We start from the raw sequence: 22,564 nt of genomic DNA on the forward strand, positions 1-22,564 counted from the left end.
AAAGTAAAACCCGACTTAGAAGTTTCTAAATCGGGTTTTTGTGTTTAGCATTTTGTGGGCGTGCACTGAAAATTTAAACCTTTTTCAGCGGCCTCGCCAACGCCGGGTTTTTTATTTTAATTTTCCATCGCGACTTTCCGGGCAATGACCCGCTCCCTCTCAGTTGATCAGGCCGGCAATGGCCGCGCCGATGAGCGGCGCGTTATCGACGTTGACAATCTCAAAGAAGCGCCCTTGCTGTTCGGTCAGGAACTGTTGAAGATAGTATTCGGTCTTGAAGCGCAGCCCTTTCATCTGATAGAAGGTCGTCCCGTCGGCGGTGAGGCATACCGGACGGTCCGGCCTGGTTCCGCAGCCGGACTTCAGGACCATGGCCGCCAGATTGACCGCAGCCAGCTTGGCCGCGCGTTCGACCATGCTGTCCAGCAGCAGATACAGAATGACCCGGTCGGACCCGGTCGCGGCGGACAATGCGGCGCCCAATGGATGACTGATCCGGTCGGGCTGGTGCAGGAATTGGTTCACCGCGAAGGTGTTTAACTCCGGCAACTGGCCGAGCCGCTCCGCAGTCTCCGGGGTGAACAAGCCGTCCTGCGCCGCCTGCCTGATGACTTGGTGCGATATTCCGCCCAAATAACGGCCGGAGATCATCTTTTCGAAGGTATAATAACCGGGATCGACCGTGGTCCGGTCGAAATCGCGGTCGATCTGCCCGGTGGGCGCCAAGCCGAAGCCGCCGGCCTCGACATTGATGATCTGGGTCCTGGCGGCATCCAGGCCCGGTTCCTTGCGGATATTGGCGTTCTGTTCGATATAGCAGGAGTTGGTCCCGGTTCCCAGAATAAATCCGACATAACTGTCGAAGGCCCGCTCCCGGGAGGCCGTCTTCCCTGCCAGCAACGTGGCGACGGTATCGTTCAACAGCGCGATCCGGTGGTCGGAGCGGAGGCCGTTCCGTTGCATGGCGTCGCGCAGATTGGCGATGAGCAGCTCTCCTTCCACCCCTTTGGCCTGGATCTGCTTGCTGAACCGCATCATCCGTCCGTCCCGCGAGGCCAGCATCTGTACGGGATAAGAGAAGCAAAAGCCGATCGTATCGCTCTGATCCGCCAGCTCCCGCAGCGCGTCGGCGAAAGCGTCGAAAAACTCGCTCTTGCTCACTACTCCGGTACTGCCGGGCATCGGCCGTTTGGTGAAATTTTCGATGACCGCCTGTCCGGCGTCGTCAAAATATAGCATTCCGGTTCGGAGATTGGTGCCTCCGGCATCGATCACGATGACCCGTTCATTTAAGGGAATCTCCCGTTCGGCCTCGATGAAAGTAGGGAACATCGCCAAACTGGCATGATTCCCCTCCAGTCCGCGTTCCATCTCCCCCAGGAACCGGTCGCAGCACTCCGCCATCACAATGCGCTGATGGTTCATTTGATAGTGATCCAAAAATTCAACTACCCGGTCTTTTTCCGTCCGCAAAATCAATCCCTCCCAAAGGGGATTATTTCGCTACTCTCACGGAAAAGCCTTCCCGATCATCATGAAAAATGGTGAAATTTTGCTGACGCGCGCTGAATTGCCCAACGGCTGCCCAAAACCGCGGCCCCATGATGCGCCGGGTCCGGTTCAACGCCCGGCCATTTTCTCCAGTTCATCCAGGACCCGCTCCAGTTCGGCGACGATGCGTTCCGGCGCTCCGGCGCGGCGGTACGCTGTGGCAAGCGCCCGGTAATACCAGAGAATCCCCGGTTTACCGTGACTGAAGCGAGGCCAGAGCGTCTCGCCGAACTGCCGGTAGTCTTCCAGAATGGTCCTGGCGTTATGCAGCTTGTCAGCGGAGGAGACCAGCAGCGTGGCCGGGGCGGCCTGGGGAAGGTGCTCCAGATAGCGACGTTTCCGCTCTTCCCAGGCAGGCTTGGGCTCCCCCCAGGCATCGGTACAGCCGGCCACCACCTCGGCCACGGCCGGGCCGAAAAGCCGCCTGATCTCATCCAGCCGCGCCATTCCCCCTTGATCCTCGACCGCGTCGTGCAGCAGGGCTGCGATGGCTTCCGTCTCCGAGCCGCCATTTTCGAGCACCAGGGCGGCCACGGCCATCAGATGGGAAAAATAAGGAATGCCGCTGCCTTTCCGGTGTTGGGTGCGGTGGATTTGGGAAGCATAAACCAGCGCTTGGTCGAAGGTTGCCGACAACTCCACGGAATCTCCCTCCCCAGTCTGCGGCCGGGCCTATCGGTTGATCGGGCCCGCCAGAGTCAACGCATTGAGCCCGTTCTGATCGAAAATTCGAAAATACTTGTCTTTCAGCTGCTCCAGCTTTTCAAAACGCTCCTCTTCGCTCAGGGCGGACCAGGCCGACGCGCTGTATTTTTGGGCCAGATCCCGTTGGGCCAGCAGTTCCACCAAGCGTTCCCAGAAACTTTGATCATCATACCGGTCAATCAGCGGAAAGACCTTGTCCAAAAAGAGATCGCTGGGGTTGCCGGGCCCCTGGACCAAATGGGGCAGATGATGTTCCGGCGCTTTTTGGAACAGCAGCTCCTCCAATTCGCTGTATTTCGGCTCCGCTTCGGGTGCCGGAACGGTATGAATCATCCAATTGCCCAGGAAGACTAATTCGAGCAAGGTCTGATACTGGTCTTTGGTCAGCTCCAATCCCATCGTGATAAGCTCCTTTCCCGCCATATCCTTATCTCATCATATCATGATGGGGGTTCCGGCGCAAACAGGATCGAGTTCCTCCCGTAGGGTTCTTGAAGCTATTCTCCCCAAAAAACAGGAAACTTTCACAACGGATGGCCTGTCTCCGCCAAAGCAATCTCAAAAACCCGGTCCCGGCAGGGCGAGCCGCGGCGGGAGGATTCGGCAAGCAATTTTCGATGCTTGCGATTCCGGATAGCCTGCCGAATCCGCGCTTACCGCACACCGCATAGCATGGTGGTTAAGCGCAGGCCATGTTTCCCCTCGACCAGGCTGGTAAGGTAAAAAAGGTCCTTGAGCTCCCGCTCCGGGGCGCATACCGATTCCTCGCCATATTTGACCAGATCGCCGCTTTCGGCGATGATCCGCTCCTTGATCGCCTCGCAATAATCGGGCACCTGCGGCGGTTGCAACTTCTGCAGCGGCGCCTCCATCCCGGTAATCTGCCGGTAAGATTGACGGAAATTGGTCGCATGGCCCGCTTCATCCCTGGCGAATTCCAGCAATAACTCCCTGGTGCGCGGGTCGCGAGCCGCCCGCGCCAGCTCTTGGTAGTATAAAGAATCGCTGGTTTCGTCCGCGATATATTCGAGCAACCGCGCCGGAAGTCCCGTATAATAACTCGCGCAATCGTTCAACTCCATCACCTCGCCATCATCCTATGCGAAAGGCCCGTCCTTTGCCTATCCGCGGCGGAAGTTGGCGCCAGGGGTTCTGAATCAGCCGCCGGCTTAATAATGTATAACCAATAGCGTAGCGCGGAAAGGACGGGGGGCCGAAACGCGATGAAAATGGACGGAGTAACGCCGCTGGCACTCATCCTGACGGGATTGGCCGTCATTCTGCAATGGCTTCCGGGACTGCTGGGAGCGGAGTTCGCCCTGGTCACGGTCCTTAGCGCCTTGCCCATCTTTATTCTGACGCGGGCCAGACCGTTGCTGGGACCCTTTGGTTATTGGGCTGCCGGACTGCTGCTCTTTGCCGTCAATCCGCAGCAGAGCGCTTTCTTTATCCTGGTCAACGGACCCTTGGGGGTTCTGCTCGGATTGGGGCCGTTATACAGCGGGAACGACCGGCTGGTCGCGCTGATTACCGGCCTGGTGGTAACCTTCAATATGGCGATCATCATGTTCGGAATGAATGTGCATTATTTCGGGATCTGGCTGCCCGGACCGTTCCCGGTCCAGCTCGCCGTGCTGACGTTGGCGTCGTTCCTGTTCTGCTATGCCTATCTCAGCCTGGGGAATCTGGTGCTACGGCACCCGTTGTTGCGGCAGTGCGCCGGACTCCCGCCCGGCTGCCGGATGAGTCCGCGGCCTGTCAGTCAGACGGTCCGCTTCCGTTCCAGATGATGTACTAACGCGCCGAGCACGATCCCGTAAACGATCGAGTTCATGGAGTTGATCGTCGCGCCGAGCAAATTGCCGTCGATCAGGGGCTCCATCCGGTAGGCGATCACCGCGGCGCGAATCGCGAACCAGACCATGGCCCCGTAGATCGCTCCCCGCAACAGATAGCGCCGGGTCTCAAAATAAGGCGCCAGATAAACGAAGACGATCCCCACGAAGATACTGAAGATCACCTCATAGAAGACGGCGTAGATCTGCTCCGCGGCGCTCCGGGGGTGGTGCCCCAGCGCGATGGTGCCGGCATAATCCCAGAAGGTCAGGCTGGTGAGCTTGAACCCGTAATAGAAGACGGCGTCGGGAATATCTTTGAGCAACCCCGCAATCACGCCGCCGATCACGCCGGTGCTGAATTTCTCGTTCATACCAACCACTCCTATAGAAGATGAATTCGATATTCCGAATCAGCTTTTCCATCCTTAAAGCATGGCTTGAAAAGGGTAAAGAGTGGAATTCAATTCATCTTATCCAGCAAGGAAAGTTTCTTCCAATTTCTGCTATCGGCTGAGAACATTTTAGTGATAGTATGACCGCGGCCGGCGGAACCTATCCCCCGGAGCAATCGCGCGGCGGACAATCGGTCTTGCCGCCGGGCGAAAGGATTACGGAAAAAATCGCGGTTTTCCAAACGGCTCCCAAAAGCCGGGGCGCGAAGCTGGCTCAGACTCCAGCCTTCACGCTCCGGCTTGACAGTTGCGCAGATCCACCACGCTGTCATGGCTGGAATCGATCTGCTGAGCGATGCGGTCCACCAGTTCGGCGGCCTCTTGCGCGGTGCGTTTCAGGATCTCCAGGCTTTTGGGCCGGGTCGGGCAGTAACAATACCAGATATTGATGACCTTCCCCGACTGTTCGATCCCCAACAGCTTGAAGATGCCTTCATTCAAACGGATCCATCGTTCCATCATTTAAACCCCCCATTGATTGTATTCAAGTCGATACCAGATAATTACAATTATTGACGCCGCGGCCGCTCCCAAGGAATCGGTCCCGCGAAATCAGCATTTTCCTGTGTCCTCGCTTGCCGAAACCCTTCCAACCCTGGCGGGTTATGGTATACTGTTGCTATACCGCTGCAACCCGATAGCGGGCCGGAGAGACTTGTCGCGATGCGCGGCGGTGAGGGAAGACCCGATTCAATTACCGGATGGAGGAACGATAACCATGAACCTGCAACGAGGAGTTACGCTGATTCTAATCGTGCTGCTTTGCGGGGCCGCTCCGCTGCTGGCCCTGGCCCGGCCCGGCCTGGCGGCGGACCAGCCGATTCTGGGCCCGGCCTTTCAAAAGGCGGAGACCGCGCCGGTCAACGTCAAAACGTTCGGGGCCAGGGGCGACGGCGTCAGCGACGATTCGGCCAGCATCCAGCGGGCGCTCGCCAGCCTGAAGGACGGCGGCGCGCTCTTCTTCCCCAAGGGACAGTATGCTTTCACCCGGACCCTGACGATTCCTTCCAACGTCCGCATCTTCGGCGACAGCAAGCGTTCCGCCGTCCTGCTGTATTTGGGAACCGACCGGGCCATCGTCTCCGGTGAACGGACCGGCAAATACGGGGTCGGCTCCTACTACCTGACCATCGAGGATATCACCCTGCGCGGCGTCTATGACGCCGGGACCGGGCTCTATATCACTTCCCGCTATCTGACTGTCAATAATGCGGAGATCTCCCATTTCGACACCGGAGTCGACGCCCAGTTCTGCTGGACCAATAAATTCTACAACGTCTCCTTTTTTTACCACAACAACGTCGCTTTCAAGGGCGGTTCCTTCCTGAACGCCAACAGCTTCGTGAATTGCATCTTCTCCACCGGCCAGCGGGCGGTCTCCTTCACCCAGGGCAGCAACGTTTCCTTCGTCGGCTGCCAGTTCGAGGGGTACACCGACGCCTGTTTTTCCTTTAACGAAGTTTCCAAGAACGCGATCTGGAACTTGAATATCAGCGGCTGCTATTTTGAGAATCGCGGCAAGGTCCTGGACGCCGGCGCCAACTGTTCCTTGGCCGGACTGACCCTTTCCAACAACCTGATCACTGTCACCGGCTCCGGGCTGGCCATTCAGATCAATAATGCCGACGGCTACGGCAAGAACTCCGGGGTGGTCGAGAACAATAGCTTTCTGCGGAACAACAATGACTCGACCGAGGCCTTCGTCCATCTGGAAGGGCTGGCCCTGATCATGTTCCGCAACAACCAGGCGTTTGCGGCGCCGAGCTACGCGGCGACACCGTTGTTGGACGAGGCGACCCGCAGCGGGCACGGTTCATCGCTGGAAGAAAATCCGGCGGAGGGGAATCTGCTGAATGTTTCGGGGGTCGGGGCTTTCCAGAAAGGGGTGCTGATCGGCGGCACCCTGCCGGCCGATCCCGCCGCGGGCCTGCTCATCTACGATAATGGCAAGCTCCGCCTCTATCAGGAGTCCGGCCGGTTCGAATACGTCCAGACCGCGAAGGCCGGCCCCAGCTCCGAACGGCCGCAGGATCCCTTTGTGGGGATGATTTACTTTGACACCACGCTGAGCCGGCCGCTCTGGTGGACCGGCTCCGGCTGGGTCGATGCGGGCGGCGCGAAACAGTAAGCGCGGGCCGGGCGGGTCCGGGGCTTTGGCCCGTTCCGGCGCGGCTATTCCAAGACGTCCCTTTGGGTGAACGCCAGCCAGGCGACGCTGTAAAACAGCGCGAGATGGGCCGCGATCACGCCGAGCGCGAACCATAATTCCGGTTCCGCCGTCAGGCCCGGCCGGATGTAGCGGGGCAGATCCAATCGGCTGAAGAGCCAGAGGGACGATGCGCCCGCGCCCAGCAAGTAATCGAGTTGCGGGCCGAGCAGCATGGCGAAGAAGGTGACGCCGGTGGCCAGCGCGACGCTGCGGGAGAGGGCCGACAGCATGAAGGCGATGCTCCCGTAGACCAGCGCTTCGCCGCCGCGGAGCAAATAGAGGAGGAGCACGCCGGCGCCTGAGTTGAAGATGGTCTTCTCCGGCGGCAGCAGCCCCGAGCGGCCGGGCGTCGCCGGGGCCAGCCCGTAAAGCAGCCCGTTTAACAGGAGTGACCCCAGGAGCAACAGCAGCGTCAACGCCAGCCCGAAAAGGAGCGCCGCGCCGTATTTGGCCGCCAAGATCCGGCCCCGGCGGTGCGGCCGGATGAGCAGCAGCTTGATGGTGCCCCAGCTGAACTCATTGGCGACGCTTCCCCCGGCGACGATGGCGGTGAAAATGCCGATAAAAAAGACCAGCCACGATTGGCGGACCACCGCCCCCCAGTAGCTGGCGCGCAGCGGGGCGTAGAAGCGGTCGAAGCCCGCGTCCAAAAAGAGCAGCACGATGAGGCAGCCGATCATCGCCCGGGTGCTGCGGCGGGCGTAAATCTTACTGTTTTCGCTGTGGATCAGCCGCATCCACCCGCTCATCCACGGTCACCTCCATGAAGACATCCTCCAGCGTCCGCCCTTGCGGCCGGATGCCGAAGACCCGGAATCCCGCCCCGACCAGACAAGCATTGATCCTGGCGGTCGACTCCCGGTCCGCGCCGAGCAGCAGCCCGCCGTCCACCGCCGCCGGGCTCAGCTCCGGAAAAGCCTGGGCCAATACCCGGGCGGCCTCCCCCGGCCGGTCGATCTCGAAGCGAACTTGCCGGCCGGCGGCCTCAGTCAGGCTCCGGACATCCAGCAGCCGGCCTTTTTTGATGATGGCCACCCTGTCGCAGAGCAGCTCCATCTCGGAGAGAATATGGCTGGAGACGATGACCGCGACGTTCTCCGCAGCCGCCAGATAGCGCAGGTGTTCCCGGAGTTCCTTGATGCCGGCCGGATCCAGCCCGTTGGTGGGCTCATCCAGGATCAGCACCGCCGGCCGGTCCAGCAAGGCCTGGGCGATCCCCAGCCGCTGCTTCATCCCCAGCGAATAGGTCCCCACCCGGTCGTCGATATAACCGGCCATGCCCAGAAAGCGCACCACTTCCCCGATCCGGGCCGCCTCCCGCCGCCGCGCCAGGTTCAAAAAATAGGCCAGGTTTTGCCGGCCGGTCAGGAACTCGTAGAATTGGGGCGCTTCGACGATGGCCCCGACCCTGGCGATGGCCGCGGTGAATTGGGTCCGGATGCTCCGGCCGCCGATCAGGATCTCCCCGGCCGAAAGCCTGATCAGCCCGACCATCAGCCGGATGGTGGTGGTCTTGCCGGCCCCGTTGGGCCCCAGCAGGCCGAAAACTTCGCCCGGGTTGATGGCGAAGCTCAGATCCTGGACGATGATCCTGCCGCCGATCCGTTTGGTGACGTCGATCAATTGGACGATGGGTCCGGCCATCAGCGCGCCTCCCGGGATTCATTTTGCCCTGCCGCGCGGCGCGGCCGGAGGGGCATCGTGCATCCCAAAAAAGAATTCTGCGGTTCAAACAGCGCAGGCTTTTTTGAAAACCTTTGGGATTCAATCCGCCGGATTACTAGAATGCCCGGCGGAAACGGCTCTATCCTATTTTGAAATGGTTCCGTCCAAAATATCCCATTCATTCTACCTCCAACCGGCCGGGTTGTCAATGAATGAGCCTTCGCCCGGGCGGCCGAAGCCCCGGTCCGGCTCCCGGAGCCTCCCAAACACTGTCTCATCGCCCCGTCCGCTCTATCCGGGCCCCCTAATATATCAGTCCATCACCCCTCATGTAAGGTATGGTCTTTCGTCCAACTCGGATCTTCTTCATCCTTGTTAGGATGAAAGCCATCCTTGTAAGGGATGCCGCGATCCTTTTATCGGATCTTTCGATCCTTGTAAGGGATGCCATGATCCGTATCAGGGATGGTCTTCCTCCTTGTAAGGGATCCCCTGATCCTTTCATAGGATCTTCGGATCCTTTCTTCCCGAAGGATCATCCTAGCATCCCGGAGCCTTGGGGAACCATCCCCAAGGTTTCGGGATAAAGGACCAAACCTTCGGGAAGCTTCCCCGAACCTCCGGGAAAGAGGACGAAGGCTTCGGGAAGCAGCGACAAGCTTTGGGGATGCTTCCCCGGACCTTGAGGAAGCATCCCCGGCTTTCATTCCCGGAGAACCGGGGAGGGTGGAGAAGCCGGGTCATCTGCCAAAATGGAACCGAGGCACGGTCCTGGCGAAGGAGACCGGTACAATGGCATCCCCCGATCAGGCCTGCTAGCCAGCTAAAAAAGCAGTGGGCTGCGGCTGCGTTACGGCTTGGTAACAGCTGCGCCAATCCGTTTGCAGATCCATGGGGAATATGGTATGGTGAAGAAAAATAATGATAATACCGGATATCGGTTTACAGGAGGTCCCGCCATGATCAACGATTCCCATCCTGAACGCCGCTGCGCCGGGGTCGACCAATTGTCCCTGCGCAGCCTGGTCCTGGGCGTGCTGGGAGCCTGCATCATCACGGCCAGCTCCATGTATGTGGCGCTGCGCATGAGCGCCTTGCCCTGGCCCACCGTTTTCGTGGCGGTCCTCTCCATGGCCTTGCTGAAGGCGCTCGGCCGGACCACCCTCAATGAGATCAATATCACCCAGACCGCCATGTCTGCCGGGGCGATGGTCGCGGGCGGGCTGGCTTTCACCCTGCCCGGCCTGTGGATCACCGGCCGCTGGAAAGGGCCGGCGGCCTTCGGGGAGCACTTCTGGACGGTGCTCTGGGTCGCCATCGCCGGAGTGCTGCTGGGAACGGTGCTGACCTGGTTCATGCGCCGCCGTTTCGTGGTCGAGGAAGCCTTGCCCTACCCGATCGGCGTGGCCGCGGCCGAAACCATCACCGTCGGCGATCAAGGCGGCCAAAAATCGGCGCTGCTCTTCGGGACCATGGGCCTGGCGGCGGTCTTCACCTACCTCCGGGACGGGCTGGGCTGGATCCCGGCCGCCTTCAGCTCCGGCTGGCTGTACTCCCGGAATTTCTTCATCGGGATCTGGGTTTCACCGATGGCGGTGGGGATCGGCTACATGATCGGAACCCTCTATACCGGCGTCTGGTTTCTGGGCGCGCTCCTCTCCTACCTGGTCATCATTCCCTTGGGAACCGCGGCCAAGCTTTTCCCCGCCGTCCCGGCGGCGGTCGCCTTCAAGAATACCGCCGGCATCGGCCTGATGGTCGGGACCGGGGTCGGGATTCTCATCCGCTTTCTCCTTTCCCGGTTGCCGGGTTTCCCAAATAAGGCCGCAAAGCTCCCCAGCGGATCCGCCCCTGCCGGCTCCGGCGGCCCGCTCCGTCTGGAGCGGCTGCTGTCGTTCCTGGCCTTCGCCGCCGCCTTCGTGCTCTCGGTGGTGGCGGGAATCGGGCCGCTCCCCGCGCTCCTGTTGCTCCTGGGCGTCTGGGCCGCCTCGGCCATGGCGGCCACCATCACCGGGCAGACCGGGATTAATCCGATGGAGATCTTCGCCATCATCATCCTATTGGCCATCCGGCTGCTGGTCCGGCTCGATTCGGCCAGCGCCTTTCTGATCGCCGCCGCAGTCGCCATCACCTGCGGCTATGCCGGCGATCTGCTCAACGATTACAAAGCCGGCCAGATGCTCGGCACCAGCCCCGTGGCCCAGCTGATCGCCAATGCCGCCGGCGGACTGGCCGGAGCCGTCATCGGCGCGCTGGCCATGTTCGCGGTGATCGGCCAATTCGGCGGGGTCGGCGCGGATAAAGGCCTCCCCGCCGGCCAGGCCTTTGCCGTCAGCCAAATGGTCGGCGGCATCGGCGACCCGCTGGTCTTCGGCGTTGCCCTGGCCGCCGGCGCGCTCCTCTACCTTTTCCGGGTGCCTGTGATGACGCTGGGGATCGGCATGTACCTGCCGTTTGAGATTTCAGCCGTGGTCTTCCTCGGCGGGCTGCTCCGCCTGTTGAGCGACAGGTTCCGGCCCGGGGCCGCCGCCGGGGCCGGCAACATCGCCGCCTCCGGGTTGCTGGGGGGCGAGGGCATCACCGGGGTGGGGATCGCCATCTATAAGATGCTGACCGGCGGCTGAAGGGAAAAGGCCGATATCCCCCGGTTATTTCGCCAGCTGTTCCAGGTCCGCCAGATACAGGTTGGCTTTGCCGTCCCGGTCCGAGGTGAACAGGATCTTTTGGCTATCCCAGCTGAAGGTGGGATGGCAATGCACCCGCTGTGTATACCAGGAGGTCTTATGGGTGCATAGAGTGCGCAGGCTGGCCTCTTGCCCGCCGATCTCGATCAACACCAGGTCTTCCACTTCGTCCCCGACCAACAGGGTATTGTCGTTATTGGCATGGTAATGATTGCAGTAAAAGGGCATGTCGATGGTACGAATGACTTCGCCGTTCTTGTCGGCCAGCCCGATATAGGGCGTCTGGCCGTCCTCCGGGTCCGCCGTGGTGGCCTGGGTCCGGTCTGAAGTGATCGTCCCGTCGTGGCCCTTGCGGCGGTTGTCGAAGAAGATCAGCCCGTCCCGGGTCCAGAATTCATGCCCGACACAGTCGTCCGCCCCTTGCCGGAAACAAGGCTTGACGCTCCGTTTCACCAGATCGAGCAGCCAGATCCGTTGCTGCACCAGATTCCAGGGTCCCTCGTGGCAATAGGTGGCGATGGCGCTGTCGTCCGGGGCAAATTGAAAATGTCCCAGCCAGTGCGTATCCTCATAAATATCCTCCGCCCCCGAACCGTCCAGGTAAACGAGGGTGATCCAGCCTTTCTTGGTCGCGAACATAGTCTCTTGAAAACCGCTGTAATTGGCGCCCCGGTTAATCCGGACCTTTTCATTGCGCGGGATCCCCACATACTTCTTGTCCGGACTGATGAAGGGAGCCGCCATGACCGTCTCCGGCCCGGTTTCGTAGATCACTTCGCTCCGTCCGCTCTTCGGATCCAGTTTTTTCAGCTGGTTCCCGGTGACATAAACCAGTATTTCACTGTCCGGCGTCTTGGTATGGCCATGAACTCCGCGTGCCTCGGCGGTCACTTGCGTGATGATGCCGCTCTCCAGATCCAGCTTGAAAAGATCATACATTCGCGGGGTTTGGGAGGAACGGTCCGACAGGAAATAGATCTCGCGGTCGCCGACGGTGAAGGAATTGTCGGTGAAATAAAAATGATAATTGTTGGAGCCGCCCCCGGTTAACTGCGCCACTTCCAGACCGGTCTTTTCGTCCCTGTAGAAACGTTTCTCAGCGGGAAATTCTTTGCCAATCATCATGGTTCTCCTTTGCTTGTCTGATTTCCGGTTTTGGACCCCTCGTCTCAGGGGCCGCCACCCCAGGCTGTCGAATCGTGGTGCTTTCCCTTTCAGTATAACAAATCGGGCTGGAAGATTGAACCATGAAGTAGAACTATGCAGCGATCCCCACGGCGAGCGGCGCCAATTTCTGTTTGACAAATCTCCAAAATTACAATATAATGGAAACGGTAATTATACCGCTATCCCATTTAGCGCAGTTTCCCCTGGCGAAATCGGGAAAAAGGAACCGTTTCCGTGTTCAAAACCGTTTTAGCATTGATGAGTTCTATTTCAGAAAGGAGCCTGTTACCATGATCGGTATCGGGGGGTTTATCCTTGAATTTCATAGGGATCGGCAGGATGAGCGCCTTTTTGGGGCAGGTTCCCCGGTCCGCAGATCGTAGGTAACCGTCGCCTATCTTTTTTAAGAAGCTAACAAAGGCACGATACAGTTATCGTGCTTTTTTGTTTCCCCGAAATTCCGCAGCGACCGGCTACGGAATTTTTTTTTGCGCATGGCGCGGTTGCCGGAAGGAGGAGCATGAATGGATCGTAAACAGCATATCCCCGGCTTAAACTCCCGGACGCTCTGGCGGATCAACCCCCGGACCCGGGTTCACGACAACGATATCCGCCACAACCGGAAACGGATGCGGCAGAACGGTGAAAAACAGCTGCGGCAGGAAGTGAACGAGCAGTACGGCATTTTGCCAAAGCGTTGACGGGTTTGGAGTGAAAAGCGCGAACAAAGCCGTTTACGCTTTATCAAAATGCTATAGCCCCGGACGGCTGGGCCCGGAAGCGCCGGGGCACAGGGATCAATTCGAATGGATGGGAGTGTTTCCGCTTGAGATTGCTAGGCAAGTATCTCCGACGCTATCATTGGTATTTCAGCATTGCCGGCCTGGCGATGCTCGTCAGCATCGGCCTGGATATGTTCAACCCGCACCTGTTGCGGCTGATCATCGACCGGATCATCATCGGCAAGCAACTGAACCTGTTGCAAATGGCCCTTTTGAGCCTGCTCGGGATCACGGTCAGCCGCGCGGTGCTCGGCTATTGCAAGGAATTTTTATTCGATTGCGGCGGCCAAAAGGTCGTCACCGACCTGCGCCAGGACCTTTTCGACCATTTACAGACCCTTTCGTTCTCCTATTTCGACGGCGTAAATACCGGCGAGCTGATGTCCAGGCTGAAGGAGGACATCGACAACATCATGCGCGCCGTGGTCTTCGGCTTCATGCTCTTCACCGAGCAGTGCATCTATTTTGCGGTGGCCTCGGTCCTGCTGTTCGCGCTCCACTGGAAACTGGCCCTGCTGGCCCTGGCGGTGATGCCTTGCATCGCCTGGCTGGCGTTCCGCTTGGAGCAGCGGATCGGCGTGGTCTACGAGCAATTGAGCGACCAGAGCGTGCGGATCAACACCACGGCCCAGGAGAATCTGGCCGGAGTGCGGCTGGTGAAGGCTTTCGGCCGCGAGAAATACGAGATTCAAAAGTTCCTCGACCAAAACCAACGAAATTATCAGCTCAATCTGGACCAGGCGGCGATCTGGTCGCGCTACCACCCCTGGATCGAGTTCCTGACCAGCCTGGCCATTGTCCTGGTCACCGCGGGCGGCGGTTTCCTGGTGATGCGGGAGGAGCTCTCCGTCGGCACGCTGGTGGCCTTCAGCAACTACGTGACCATGCTGATCTGGCCCATGCGCATGCTGGGCTGGCTCACCAACCTGCTGGCGCAATGTCTGGCCTCGGTCAAAAAGGTGGAGGCCCTCTTCCGGGAGCAGCCGGAGATTGCCGATCCCGCCGCGCCGGTGGTCTCCGCCGTCATCGCCGGACGGCTCCGTTTTACCGACGTCAGCTTCGAGTATAACGGCCGGACCGTGCTGCGCAATATCAATTTGGACCTCCAGCCCGGCAGCACCCTGGCGATCATGGGCCTGACCGGATCCGGCAAGAGCTCGCTGATCAACCTGATCGGCCGTTATTATGACCGCAGCGCCGGCCGGATCGAGCTGGACGGGGTCGACGTCCGGGATTGGCCGCTGAAGCTCCTCCGGGAACAGCTAGCCGTGGTGATGCAGGAGACTTTTCTCTTCTCCGACACCATCACCGAGAATATTCAATTCGGCTCCGGCCGGGCCACGCCGGAACAATTGGCGGCGGCGGCCCGCGACGCCCAGGTCGACGAGTTCGTCGCCGAGCTGCCCGACGGGTATGAAACGGTCATCGGCGAACGGGGCATCGGCCTCTCCGGCGGCCAAAAGCAACGGATCGCCCTGGCCCGGGCGCTGGTGAAGCAGTGTCCGCTGCTGATCCTGGACGACGCCACCTCCAACCTGGATATGGAGACGGAGTACCGGATCCAACGGGCGCTGGAGCGCCGCTCCGGCATGACCAAGATCATCATCGCCCACCGGATCTCGGCGGTCAAAAACGCCGACGAGATCATCGTCATCGAGGACGGCGCCATCGTCGAGCGCGGCACCCACCAGCAATTGCTGGCGCTCGGCCAACGGTACTATCAGACCTACCGCGAACAGTTCCAGGGCCTCTTGGAACTGGCGGGAAAGGAGGAACAATCCCATGCCGTTTAACCATCTGCAAGAGGACGAAACCATCAAGGAGAGCCTGAACCTGGCGATCATCAAGCGGCTGGCCGGATACCTCCGGCCTTACCGACCTCAGGTGGCGCTGACTCTGCTCCTGATGGGACTGGTCATCGGGGCCGAGCTGTTGAACCCCTATTTTTTGAAGCTCGCCATCGATCAGTATATCGTCAAGCAGGACCTGGCCGGCCTGATGCTACTGGCGTCGGGGATGATCGGAATCAAGCTCGCCGCGGTATACTGCTCCCGGCAGCGGATCCGGATCATGGCCGGAGTCACCAACCGGATCCTGTTGACCATCCGGCAACAGCTTTACGCGCACATTCAGAAGCTCCCTTTTTCCTTCTTCGACAACCGTCCGGTCGGCAAGATCCTGGCCCGGATCATCGGCGATGTGAATTCGTTGAGCGATCTCTTCTCCAACAGCGTGACCAATCTCATTCCCGATCTGGTGACGCTGGCGGCGGTCACCCTGATCATGTTCGCGATGAATTTCCGGCTGGCCCTGGCCTCCCTGGCCTGCCTGCCGCTGTTGTTCCTTTTCATGTGTTCGATTGAGGTGATCTCCCATCAACGCTGGCGGATCCACCGCAAGAAGGTTTCGACCTGCAATGCCTTCACCCACGAAAACTTCTCCGGCATCCGGGTGGTGCAGAGCTTCACCGCCGAACCGGAGACCAGCCGGACCTATAACCGGCTGATTCACGAGAACCGGCGGGCCTTTGTGAGAGCGGTCCGCCTGAACGACTGTTTCTGGCCCTCGGTGGAACTCTCCTGGGGCGTGGGCACCATGGCGGTGGCCTGGTATGGCGTTCATCTGTTGAACACCGGCACCATCACCGTCGGACTGCTGGTGGCTTTCGTCGGCTATATCTCGATGTTCTGGCAGCCGGTCATGAATATCAGCAATTTCTATAATACGCTCGTCTCCAATATCTCCGGCGCCGAGCGGATCTTCGACATTCTGGACATTGACCCGGCGATTAAGGACCGGCCCGATGCCCGGACTCTTCCGCCGGTCCGGGGCGAGGTTGTCTTCGAGCAGGTTGACTTCGTATATGAGGCCGACCAAAATGTGCTGACCCAGGTCAACCTGCGCGTCCAACCGGGCGAAACCATCGCGCTGGTCGGCCCCACCGGCGCCGGCAAGACCAGCATTGTCAATCTGATCTGCCGTTTTTACGAGGCCCGGAACGGCCGGGTGCTGATCGACGGCCGGGATGTAAAGCAGCTGACCCTGGAGAGCCTGCGCGGCCAGATCGGCATGGTGCTCCAGGATACCTTCCTCTTCTCCGGCAGCGTCAAGGAGAATATCCGCTACGGCCGGCTCGACGCCAGCGACGAGGAGGTCATCGCCGCCGCCCGGGCGGTGCATGCCCACGAATTCATCAGCCAGCTGGAGCACGGCTATGACACGGACGTCAATGAACGCGGCTCCAGGCTCTCTTTCGGCCAACGGCAGCAGATCGCCTTCGCCCGGGCGCTGCTGGCCGACCCCCGGATCCTGATCCTGGATGAGGCCACCGCCGGCATCGATACTCATACCGAACGCCTGGTGCAGCAGGGCATCGCCAAATTGTTGAAGGGCCGGACCTCGTTTGTCATCGCCCACCGGCTTTCGACCATTCAGAATGCCGACCGGATCCTGGTCATCGACCGCGGCCGGATCGTGGAGAGCGGAACCCACGCCGAGCTTTTGCAGGAACGGGGCTTGTATTACCAGCTGTTCATGGCGCAATTCAAGTTTTTGCAGGAAGAGCCGGCCGAGGCCGCCGGATAAATTGTGCCGGAACATGACATCCAGTTGTCCGGTTCGCCATGATATGCTAAAGGCGAACGATGATTGGCGCTATCCGTCCTCAACCGGAGACTCCAGGGAGGCATAAAGATGGGAAAGATCGACCTGAAAAAGGAGCTTCAAACGTTTTATAACCCTTCGGCCGGCACCGTTCAGATCGTCCGTCTGCCGGCCCTGCGCTTTTTGATCATCGATGGCCGGGGCGATCCCAATACGGCCCCGGCCTACCGGGAAGCGGTCGCCGCGTTATTCGGGCTCTCCTATACGCTGAAGTTCATGCTGAAGCGGGAAGGCGGCGCCGATTACGGGGTGATGCCCCTGGAAGGGCTGTGGTGGACCGGGAACCCCGCTGATTACGCTGATTTCAGTCCGGACCATAAAGAGCTTTGGCAGTGGACCGCGCTGATGTTGCAACCCGATTGCATCGACCCGGAACGGGTCGAGCGGGCCCGTAGCGAATTGCACCGCAAAAAAGACCTGCCGGCGCTGGACAGAGTGAGATTGGAACGCTTCGAAGAAGGATTGGCCGCGCAGATCCTGCACCTCGGCCCGTATGCGGACGAAGCTCCGACCATAGACCGGTTGCACCGCTTCATCGCCGAAAACGGTTACCGGCGAACCGGCAAGCATCATGAAATTTATCTCAATGATCCCCGCCGGACCGCTCCCGGGCGGTTGAAGACCATCCTCCGCCAACCCATTGCGGCGGGCGGGAATTGATTCCGCCTAAAACTCCGGTCCTTGGCGATCGATACTGCGGCAAGGGATTCGGGCGCCCCGATGCGTCGTGCCCTTTTCCCCTGATTCATCGGATGAAATCAGTTCAACGCTACGGTTAAAAAAACAAGCCGGCGCCATGCAGCGCTCCGGCTTGTTTTTATTTCATTTTACACATCAAAAAGGATAGGTGCCGTTTCAATCGAATATCGCCGGCCCGGATGCAAATTAAACGGTTTTCGCAATGATCGGAGTTTTTCTTTTCTATGATTAAAAGTATGTTATAAAAACAGCTTTTTTTAATCCTTTATCATTTTATTTGACTTTCAGGCGAACCCCCATCTCATCCTTCATAAGATAGATGGGAGGTGATTTTAGTGAGTGTAGGATCAACCATTCTCAGCATTGAGAACCTCTCCCAGTCCGTGGCGGCACTGCTGGGCAATCCGGCTGCATTTTCCGCTGGCTATCAAGCAACATTGATTGCCACATACAATAATATCATCGCCGATGTAGCGCTCCTGTCATTAACCGCCGCACAAAGGGCTCAGATCGCTACAGTGCTGACCCAGGCCCGGGATACGATCGCAGCCGCGACCATCGGAGCAATCACCGTCCAGCAGATCAACACCGTCCTTGAACTGAATCAATTGGCCGTTCTGAAATTAAACACCTTTGCTTTCCTCGGCTAATTGAAGCAGCGCTGATTGGCAAAGCTGTTGGCCCTAGGGCCGACAGCTTTGATTTTTATCGGGAACCCTTCATTCCACATTCAACACTTCGATGCTCTTGATCCCCCTCCGGTTTAGGATGATCCGGAAGCGCTTGTAACTGTTCTGGCCGTCGAACGAATACCGGATCACCAGGTTGAGATGGTAGACCCGCTGCGCGGCCACCTTCTTATAACCATCCCCCGCGATGACATAGATATTCTTCTCCGGATTATCCATTTTGGCCAGGAATTTTTGAATATTGAAACGCATGATGTCATTGATGCTTTCGACCGGTTCCGGTTCATGGAAGTTTTCCAATTTCACGGCCCGGAGGCGGATGTATTTTTTGTATACAATGATGGACTCGCCCAGCCAATCGTTTTCGATCTCGGTGAGATGATCGCGGTTGCGCCGGCGGCGGATTCCGCCGGGGACTCCGGCCTCACTGACATAGTCGACGCTCTCCTTGCACCAGCCCAACGGCAACTGATCCCCGGTGTGCAGCACAATCTTATGGTCATATAGGAAGCTGTGCAATTGCTCATGAAAATAACTCCGCAGCAACTCCTTGAGCCGGTCTTTGAAGATGTAGCCGATCACTAGGGCCACGAAGAGCGGCAGCGACAGGTTGCCGTACTGTTGTTGCGAGAAAAAGGCGATGGCGGTGGCGAAGATCATCGCCACTCCGGCCGCGATGCCGAGCACGATCTGCTCGACGATTTTGCCCTCGCTTTCGGTGCGGATCTTCAGAAATAAGATGCTTCCCATGTATTTCTTCAAAATGCTTTTCCGGAAGACCAGGCCCTCGTTTTCCCCCTCTTCCTCCGGAATGGACGGATAGCCTTGGAGCCTGCGGTACTCCAGCTCGTCGCGGATGATGCCCAGCAAGCGCTGGGTATACGGCTGGCCCTGAAGACCCAGCTTCTCCCGGAGCCGGTTCAGCAGGCTGAAGCTATACTGTTCCACCATCAAGCTGAGATACTCGTCCCCGAAACGGTACTTCGCAAAATCTTTCTCACGAATGGTCGGGACATTCAGGAGCGACCCCAACTCCCGGTAACTCCGGACCGCGGCCGTGGCATACTGAATGAACTGCTCGGTCAGGTCCTGAATCTCGGCGACTCGCCGTTTTTTATGGATGAAAGTTACATGGTCGCGCAGGGAGCTTCGGAAGATGCAACCGAAGAGTTTGATGCTCTGCTCGTATTCCCGGAGGTTTTCGGGATCGGGTTGGTCGGCCACTCGCTGAAAGACCGCCTTCAGCTTGGCGAGGGGCCGCTCCGGCCCCTCGGCGATATTCTTGAGCAGCACGGTAGGGGTTTTGAACCGGATATAGCTTTGGATATCATTGTAAAAATCCTGTTTGGCATAGGTATTGCGGTTCAATCCCAGGCTTTGCGGGATGAAGAAGTAGGTCTCGATCCGGTAGGTGGAAAACCTCCTTTGCCGTTGCAACCGGTAGCTCCACTTGATCTCAAATTGGTATTTGTCATGGATGTTGATAATATCCTCGATCATGGTTTCACCTTCGCCACATTTCCCTGCCTCCGCCGGTATCGCGCCGGTTGCCAATGCCGGCCATATATCTGTTTATGCCACAAGCGGCCCGAATATGACGGCCAAAAAACATTCCGCTCCGGGTGGCATGGACTTCCATCTTGCCTGGCGCAACCGGCCCGCGTATAATATCAATACAGGGATAGCTTGAAAGTGACCCTTGAAGGGCTGGACGATCCCACAGTGAGGTGAGCGAAGGCGATGGCTGTTTTAAAGATTTTGCAACTCGGCGATCCGCTCCTGCGGCAACCCGCCAAGGAGGTTGGGCAGGTCACCAAACGACTGCGCAAATTGGCCCATGATATGCTCGAGACCATGTACGCCGCACCGGGAATGGGTTTGGCCGCGCCGCAAATCGGCGTCTCCGAGCGGGTCGTGGTGATCGATATCGGCGACGGCCCCCTGGTGTTGTTCGATCCGCGGTTTCTGGCCAAGGAAGGCGCCCAGCGCGATGTCGACGCTTGCCTGTCCATCCCGGGCCGGAGCGAATACATTACCCGGGCTCAAAAAGTAAGGGTCTCCTACCTTAACGAACAGGGTAAAAAGATGGAGATCAAGGCCAGCGGCTTGTTGGCCTGGGCCCTGCAACACGAGATCGATCATCTGGACGGCATTCTCTACCTCGATTATTTGGCCAAAAAATAAACGGGCGACCCAAGGGCCGCCCGCTCGCTTAGATGTCTCGTCATCCTCCGTCAATCCCGCGCGTAGGACTCCAGGATCCCCAGCACGCATTGGTAGAAAGAGGCCACACTGCTAATCTCCACCCGTTCCCGCACGGTATGCGCTTCCAGCAGGTTCGGGCCGATGGCGATGCATTCGGCCTCCGGATACTTCTTGACCACCCAGCCGCTCTCCAGGCCGGCATGGATCACATCGACTTTGTAATCGCCCTGGAATTGGGCGTCATATACTTCTTTGGCGCGGCGCAGCAGATCCGAATCCTCATTGGGAGTCCAGCCCGGATAGCGCTCGATATGTTCCATGCTGGCGCCGGTCAACGCGGCCAGCGAATCATGGAGATCCTCCATCCACCGCAAACCGCTCTCCCGGAAACTGCGGTGCATGCACAGCACCGCGAGGGCCGTGCCGTTCAGGGCTACCGCCGAGAGATTGGTGGAAGTCTCGACCAAGCCGCCCTCCGCCATCTTCTGCACGCCATGGGGAACACTCATCAAGATATGCACCAGTTTCCGGGACCATTCCCCGTCGACCATCTCGGCCTGGGGTTCCGCCTCCAGCCATTCCACTCGCAGCTGCGGCTCGATCTTTTGGTACTCCGCCTGGTACTCGGCGGTCAATTCGGCGACCACGGCGCCAAAACGGACGGTATCGGCCGGATCGAGCACCACCACCGCCGCGGCCCGGCTGGGAATGACGTTGCTCTGCCGCAGATTGCCGCTGGCGATCCCCGCCAAATGGAAAGCGATCCCCCGGTATTCCGCCTGGCGCAAAATCCGCGCCAGCAAATGAAGGGCATTGGCCCGGCCTTCATGAATATTCACTCCGGAATGGCCGCCTCTCAACCCCGAGATGCGCAGCTCATGGCAACGGGCCGCCGCCGGAACCGGCTGGCGGTTCACGTTCCACCGGAACATGCTGCTCAAACCGCCGGCGCAACCGTAGGTGATCCCCTTAAGCACCTCTTCATCCAGGTTGATCAGGATCCGGCCCTTTAACAACCCCGGGTCGAAATCCCTGGCCCCTTCCAGGCCCACCTCCTCCTGGACGGTAAAGAAGGCTTCCAGCGGGCCCAGGCGCAGGCTCTCGTCCTCCAGAATCGCCAGGGCCACCGCGATCCCGATGCCGTCGTCGGCGCCGAGCGTCGTTCCGTCCTGGGGAGTATAACCGCCGGCCTTGACCCAGCCGCTGCCCGGCTGCGCCTGCTCGTCGCAGAAGGAGAGCCGCAGCGGAAAGATCTGATCATTGGGGACGCAGACCATATCCATATGTGCCTGCAGGACCACGGCAGGTTTCCCCTCCAGCCCCGGCGCGGCCTTCTTGTAAACCACCACGGTCCTTTCGCCGGGCGCGTCCGCCGGGGCGTCCGGCCGGTAAAAGCATTCCAAGCCCTGCCGTTTGGCAAAGTCGGCGATATAGCGGCGAATGGCGTCCTCATTGCGCGAGCCGCGCGGCAACTTGGTGATCGCCTCAAAATGATTCCAAACCCGTTCCGGCGCGAGGCCGGCGAAAAATTGCGACATTTCGGCACCTCTTCATTGTCAGGATTCAAATATTATATTGAACCATTCTTTCCCAAAAAACAAGAGCAAAATACGGAAACCCTCCGGCGGGATCCCCTCCGTTCAGCTGCCCCGCTTGCCGCTGCAGTCGCGGATCGCCAGGCGCAACACGGCGACGCGGTCATATGCGGCCGGATCCTTCACGGTCCGCGCTTTGATGGGGGCCGGATTCCGCTCCAGCTGGTTCAGGATGACATTCAGGCCGTGCTCTTTTTCGGCCCGGTCTTGCAGCAGCGTCATTTCGCCCCGGAGCACCACCGTGGCATAGCGGTGCGCGCATTGGTCCGCCAGATAGCCGCCATCCTCGATGACGGTGGCGCAGACCTGTGGGTTCTCCCGGATGAACTCGATCTTTTGGCCCTGGAGCGCGGCGTGAAAATAACAAGCGTGTTCGGACTGGTCATAGCCGTAACTCAGGGTTACGACATAGGGCTCGTTGCCGCGGCACATCGCAATCACGGCGTACTTCCCTTCCCGCAAGATCCGCCGCAACTCGGCCGGATCGCTGATTTCCCGGTCTTTCCTGCGCATATGATAGCCTGTCAATGGAACGCCTCCTTTACTACTATTTCCCTCGATGAATCCGGATGGGCCGCCGGGGACGGGACCGCCGAAACCCGGAATTTTGTGCCGCCGCGCGACATATATAGGCAATGGCGGCAAAAACATTCTTTGTCC

At 59.1% G+C, this 22,564-nt stretch carries 21 protein-coding genes; 9 read left to right on the forward strand and 12 right to left on the reverse strand.

Features of this window, described 5'->3' with window-relative positions; all coding sequences use genetic code 11:
* Window positions 1-159: 159 nt before the first annotated feature.
* The 4 genes from EDC14_RS22870 to EDC14_RS22885 all read right to left on the reverse strand — a co-directional run bounded on the left by EDC14_RS22870 (window position 160) and on the right by EDC14_RS22885 (window position 3,338).
* A complete protein-coding gene (locus tag EDC14_RS22870) occupies window positions 160-1,473 on the reverse strand; it encodes a hexokinase family protein (protein ID WP_132016794.1) in 1,314 nt (437 codons plus the stop codon).
* A gap of 147 nt (window positions 1,474-1,620) precedes the next feature.
* Entirely contained in the window at window positions 1,621-2,193 is a 573-nt protein-coding gene (locus tag EDC14_RS22875; RefSeq protein WP_132016796.1) for an HD domain-containing protein, read from the reverse strand.
* A gap of 30 nt (window positions 2,194-2,223) precedes the next feature.
* Window positions 2,224-2,655, reverse strand: coding sequence for a hypothetical protein (locus tag EDC14_RS22880; RefSeq protein ID WP_132016798.1), 432 nt, complete (start codon window positions 2,653-2,655; stop codon window positions 2,224-2,226).
* 254 nt (window positions 2,656-2,909) lie between these two features.
* The gene (locus EDC14_RS22885) at window positions 2,910-3,338 is read right to left on the reverse strand and encodes a ferritin family protein (RefSeq protein ID WP_243663086.1); all 429 of its coding nucleotides are present in this window, start codon (window positions 3,336-3,338) and stop codon (window positions 2,910-2,912) included.
* A 141-nt stretch (window positions 3,339-3,479) separates the two neighbouring features.
* On the opposite strand from EDC14_RS22885, the gene EDC14_RS22890 reads away from it, so the two are divergent.
* Window positions 3,480-4,046: a hypothetical protein gene (locus EDC14_RS22890; RefSeq protein WP_132016802.1), complete on the forward strand. Its 567-nt coding sequence runs from the start codon at window positions 3,480-3,482 to the stop codon at window positions 4,044-4,046.
* Here EDC14_RS22890 and EDC14_RS22895 read toward each other — a convergent pair.
* Window positions 4,019-4,465, reverse strand: coding sequence for a DUF6789 family protein (locus tag EDC14_RS22895; protein WP_132016804.1), 447 nt, complete (start codon window positions 4,463-4,465; stop codon window positions 4,019-4,021). The two genes, EDC14_RS22890 and EDC14_RS22895, sit on opposite strands and share 28 nt — an antisense overlap.
* A gap of 309 nt (window positions 4,466-4,774) precedes the next feature.
* Entirely contained in the window at window positions 4,775-5,005 is a 231-nt protein-coding gene (locus EDC14_RS22900; protein WP_132016806.1) for a hypothetical protein, read from the reverse strand.
* 259 nt (window positions 5,006-5,264) lie between these two features.
* Between EDC14_RS22900 and EDC14_RS22905 the strand changes: the two genes are divergently transcribed.
* Window positions 5,265-6,674, forward strand: coding sequence for a glycosyl hydrolase family 28-related protein (locus EDC14_RS22905; protein ID WP_132016808.1), 1,410 nt, complete (start codon window positions 5,265-5,267; stop codon window positions 6,672-6,674).
* Window positions 6,675-6,718: 44 nt separating this feature from the next.
* Here EDC14_RS22905 and EDC14_RS22910 read toward each other — a convergent pair whose 3' ends face one another.
* Both EDC14_RS22910 and EDC14_RS22915 read right to left on the reverse strand, forming a co-directional pair.
* Window positions 6,719-7,504: an ABC transporter permease gene (locus EDC14_RS22910; protein ID WP_132016810.1), complete on the reverse strand. Its 786-nt coding sequence runs from the start codon at window positions 7,502-7,504 to the stop codon at window positions 6,719-6,721.
* Window positions 7,464-8,399 (reverse strand): ABC transporter ATP-binding protein, encoded by a 936-nt coding sequence (locus tag EDC14_RS22915; protein WP_132016812.1) that lies wholly within the window; start codon window positions 8,397-8,399, stop codon window positions 7,464-7,466. The genes EDC14_RS22910 and EDC14_RS22915 overlap by 41 nt, the downstream gene beginning before the upstream one ends.
* 980 nt (window positions 8,400-9,379) lie before the next feature.
* On the opposite strand from EDC14_RS22915, the gene EDC14_RS22920 reads away from it, so the two are divergent.
* Window positions 9,380-11,044: an OPT/YSL family transporter gene (locus tag EDC14_RS22920; RefSeq protein WP_132016814.1), complete on the forward strand. Its 1,665-nt coding sequence runs from the start codon at window positions 9,380-9,382 to the stop codon at window positions 11,042-11,044.
* Between the two features lie 24 nt (window positions 11,045-11,068).
* On the opposite strand, the gene EDC14_RS22925 is transcribed toward EDC14_RS22920, so the two are convergent.
* Complete coding sequence (locus tag EDC14_RS22925) at window positions 11,069-12,226, reverse strand: oligogalacturonate lyase family protein (RefSeq protein WP_132016816.1); 1,158 nt, start codon at window positions 12,224-12,226, stop codon at window positions 11,069-11,071.
* Window positions 12,227-12,795: 569 nt separating this feature from the next.
* Between EDC14_RS22925 and EDC14_RS26940 the strand changes: the two genes are divergently transcribed.
* The 5 genes from EDC14_RS26940 (at window position 12,796) to EDC14_RS22945 (ending at window position 18,065) form a co-directional block, all read left to right on the forward strand.
* On the forward strand, window positions 12,796-12,972 hold the full coding sequence (locus EDC14_RS26940; RefSeq protein ID WP_165908251.1) for a hypothetical protein: 177 nt from the start codon (window positions 12,796-12,798) through the stop codon (window positions 12,970-12,972).
* Window positions 12,973-13,097: 125 nt separating this feature from the next.
* The gene (locus EDC14_RS22930; RefSeq protein ID WP_132016818.1) at window positions 13,098-14,846 is read left to right on the forward strand and encodes an ABC transporter ATP-binding protein; all 1,749 of its coding nucleotides are present in this window, start codon (window positions 13,098-13,100) and stop codon (window positions 14,844-14,846) included.
* Window positions 14,836-16,638, forward strand: coding sequence for an ABC transporter ATP-binding protein (locus tag EDC14_RS22935; protein ID WP_132016820.1), 1,803 nt, complete (start codon window positions 14,836-14,838; stop codon window positions 16,636-16,638). Before EDC14_RS22930 ends, EDC14_RS22935 begins: the two co-directional genes overlap by 11 nt.
* 108 nt (window positions 16,639-16,746) lie before the next feature.
* Complete coding sequence (locus EDC14_RS22940) at window positions 16,747-17,376, forward strand: GyrI-like domain-containing protein (protein ID WP_132016822.1); 630 nt, start codon at window positions 16,747-16,749, stop codon at window positions 17,374-17,376.
* Between the two features lie 374 nt (window positions 17,377-17,750).
* A complete protein-coding gene (locus EDC14_RS22945) occupies window positions 17,751-18,065 on the forward strand; it encodes a hypothetical protein (protein ID WP_132016824.1) in 315 nt (104 codons plus the stop codon).
* A gap of 69 nt (window positions 18,066-18,134) precedes the next feature.
* On the opposite strand, the gene EDC14_RS22950 is transcribed toward EDC14_RS22945, so the two are convergent.
* Window positions 18,135-19,604 carry a hypothetical protein gene (locus EDC14_RS22950; protein WP_132016826.1) on the reverse strand — a complete coding sequence of 490 codons (1,470 nt, stop codon included), beginning with the start codon at window positions 19,602-19,604 and terminating at the stop codon, window positions 18,135-18,137.
* A 240-nt stretch (window positions 19,605-19,844) separates the two neighbouring features.
* Here EDC14_RS22950 and def point away from each other — a divergent pair, with 240 nt between their 5' ends.
* Complete coding sequence (gene def / locus EDC14_RS22955) at window positions 19,845-20,288, forward strand: peptide deformylase (protein ID WP_132016828.1); 444 nt, start codon at window positions 19,845-19,847, stop codon at window positions 20,286-20,288.
* 50 nt (window positions 20,289-20,338) lie between these two features.
* On the opposite strand, the gene pepD is transcribed toward def, so the two are convergent.
* Both pepD and EDC14_RS22965 read right to left on the reverse strand, forming a co-directional pair.
* Window positions 20,339-21,847 carry a beta-Ala-His dipeptidase gene (gene pepD / locus EDC14_RS22960; RefSeq protein ID WP_132016830.1) on the reverse strand — a complete coding sequence of 503 codons (1,509 nt, stop codon included), beginning with the start codon at window positions 21,845-21,847 and terminating at the stop codon, window positions 20,339-20,341.
* Window positions 21,848-21,949: 102 nt separating this feature from the next.
* Window positions 21,950-22,432, reverse strand: coding sequence for a pyridoxamine 5'-phosphate oxidase family protein (locus EDC14_RS22965; protein ID WP_132016832.1), 483 nt, complete (start codon window positions 22,430-22,432; stop codon window positions 21,950-21,952).
* Between the last annotated feature and the right edge of the window lie 132 nt (window positions 22,433-22,564).

The sequence above is a fragment of the Hydrogenispora ethanolica genome (assembly GCF_004340685.1).
GTDB lineage: Bacteria > Bacillota > UBA4882 > UBA8346 > UBA8346 > Hydrogenispora > Hydrogenispora ethanolica.

Bases quoted from the DNA above. Each gene is read 5' to 3' on its own strand.
- EDC14_RS22880 (WP_132016798.1), bottom strand. From the start codon at position 2,655: ATGGGATTGGAGCTGACCAAAGACCAGTATCAGACCTTGCTCGAATTA.
- EDC14_RS22885 (WP_243663086.1), bottom strand. From the start codon at position 3,338: ATGGAGTTGAACGATTGCGCGAGTTATTATACGGGACTTCCGGCGCGG.
- EDC14_RS22890 (WP_132016802.1), top strand. From the start codon at position 3,480: ATGAAAATGGACGGAGTAACGCCGCTGGCACTCATCCTGACGGGATTG.
- EDC14_RS22895 (WP_132016804.1), bottom strand. From the start codon at position 4,465: ATGAACGAGAAATTCAGCACCGGCGTGATCGGCGGCGTGATTGCGGGG.
- EDC14_RS22900 (WP_132016806.1), bottom strand. From the start codon at position 5,005: ATGGAACGATGGATCCGTTTGAATGAAGGCATCTTCAAGCTGTTGGGG.
- EDC14_RS22905 (WP_132016808.1), top strand. From the start codon at position 5,265: ATGAACCTGCAACGAGGAGTTACGCTGATTCTAATCGTGCTGCTTTGC.
- EDC14_RS22910 (WP_132016810.1), bottom strand. From the start codon at position 7,504: ATGAGCGGGTGGATGCGGCTGATCCACAGCGAAAACAGTAAGATTTAC.
- EDC14_RS22915 (WP_132016812.1), bottom strand. From the start codon at position 8,399: ATGGCCGGACCCATCGTCCAATTGATCGACGTCACCAAACGGATCGGC.
- EDC14_RS22920 (WP_132016814.1), top strand. From the start codon at position 9,380: ATGATCAACGATTCCCATCCTGAACGCCGCTGCGCCGGGGTCGACCAA.
- EDC14_RS22925 (WP_132016816.1), bottom strand. From the start codon at position 12,226: ATGATTGGCAAAGAATTTCCCGCTGAGAAACGTTTCTACAGGGACGAA.
- EDC14_RS26940 (WP_165908251.1), top strand. From the start codon at position 12,796: ATGGATCGTAAACAGCATATCCCCGGCTTAAACTCCCGGACGCTCTGG.
- EDC14_RS22935 (WP_132016820.1), top strand. From the start codon at position 14,836: ATGCCGTTTAACCATCTGCAAGAGGACGAAACCATCAAGGAGAGCCTG.
- EDC14_RS22940 (WP_132016822.1), top strand. From the start codon at position 16,747: ATGGGAAAGATCGACCTGAAAAAGGAGCTTCAAACGTTTTATAACCCT.
- EDC14_RS22950 (WP_132016826.1), bottom strand. From the start codon at position 19,604: ATGATCGAGGATATTATCAACATCCATGACAAATACCAATTTGAGATC.
- def (WP_132016828.1), top strand. From the start codon at position 19,845: ATGGCTGTTTTAAAGATTTTGCAACTCGGCGATCCGCTCCTGCGGCAA.
- pepD (WP_132016830.1), bottom strand. From the start codon at position 21,847: ATGTCGCAATTTTTCGCCGGCCTCGCGCCGGAACGGGTTTGGAATCAT.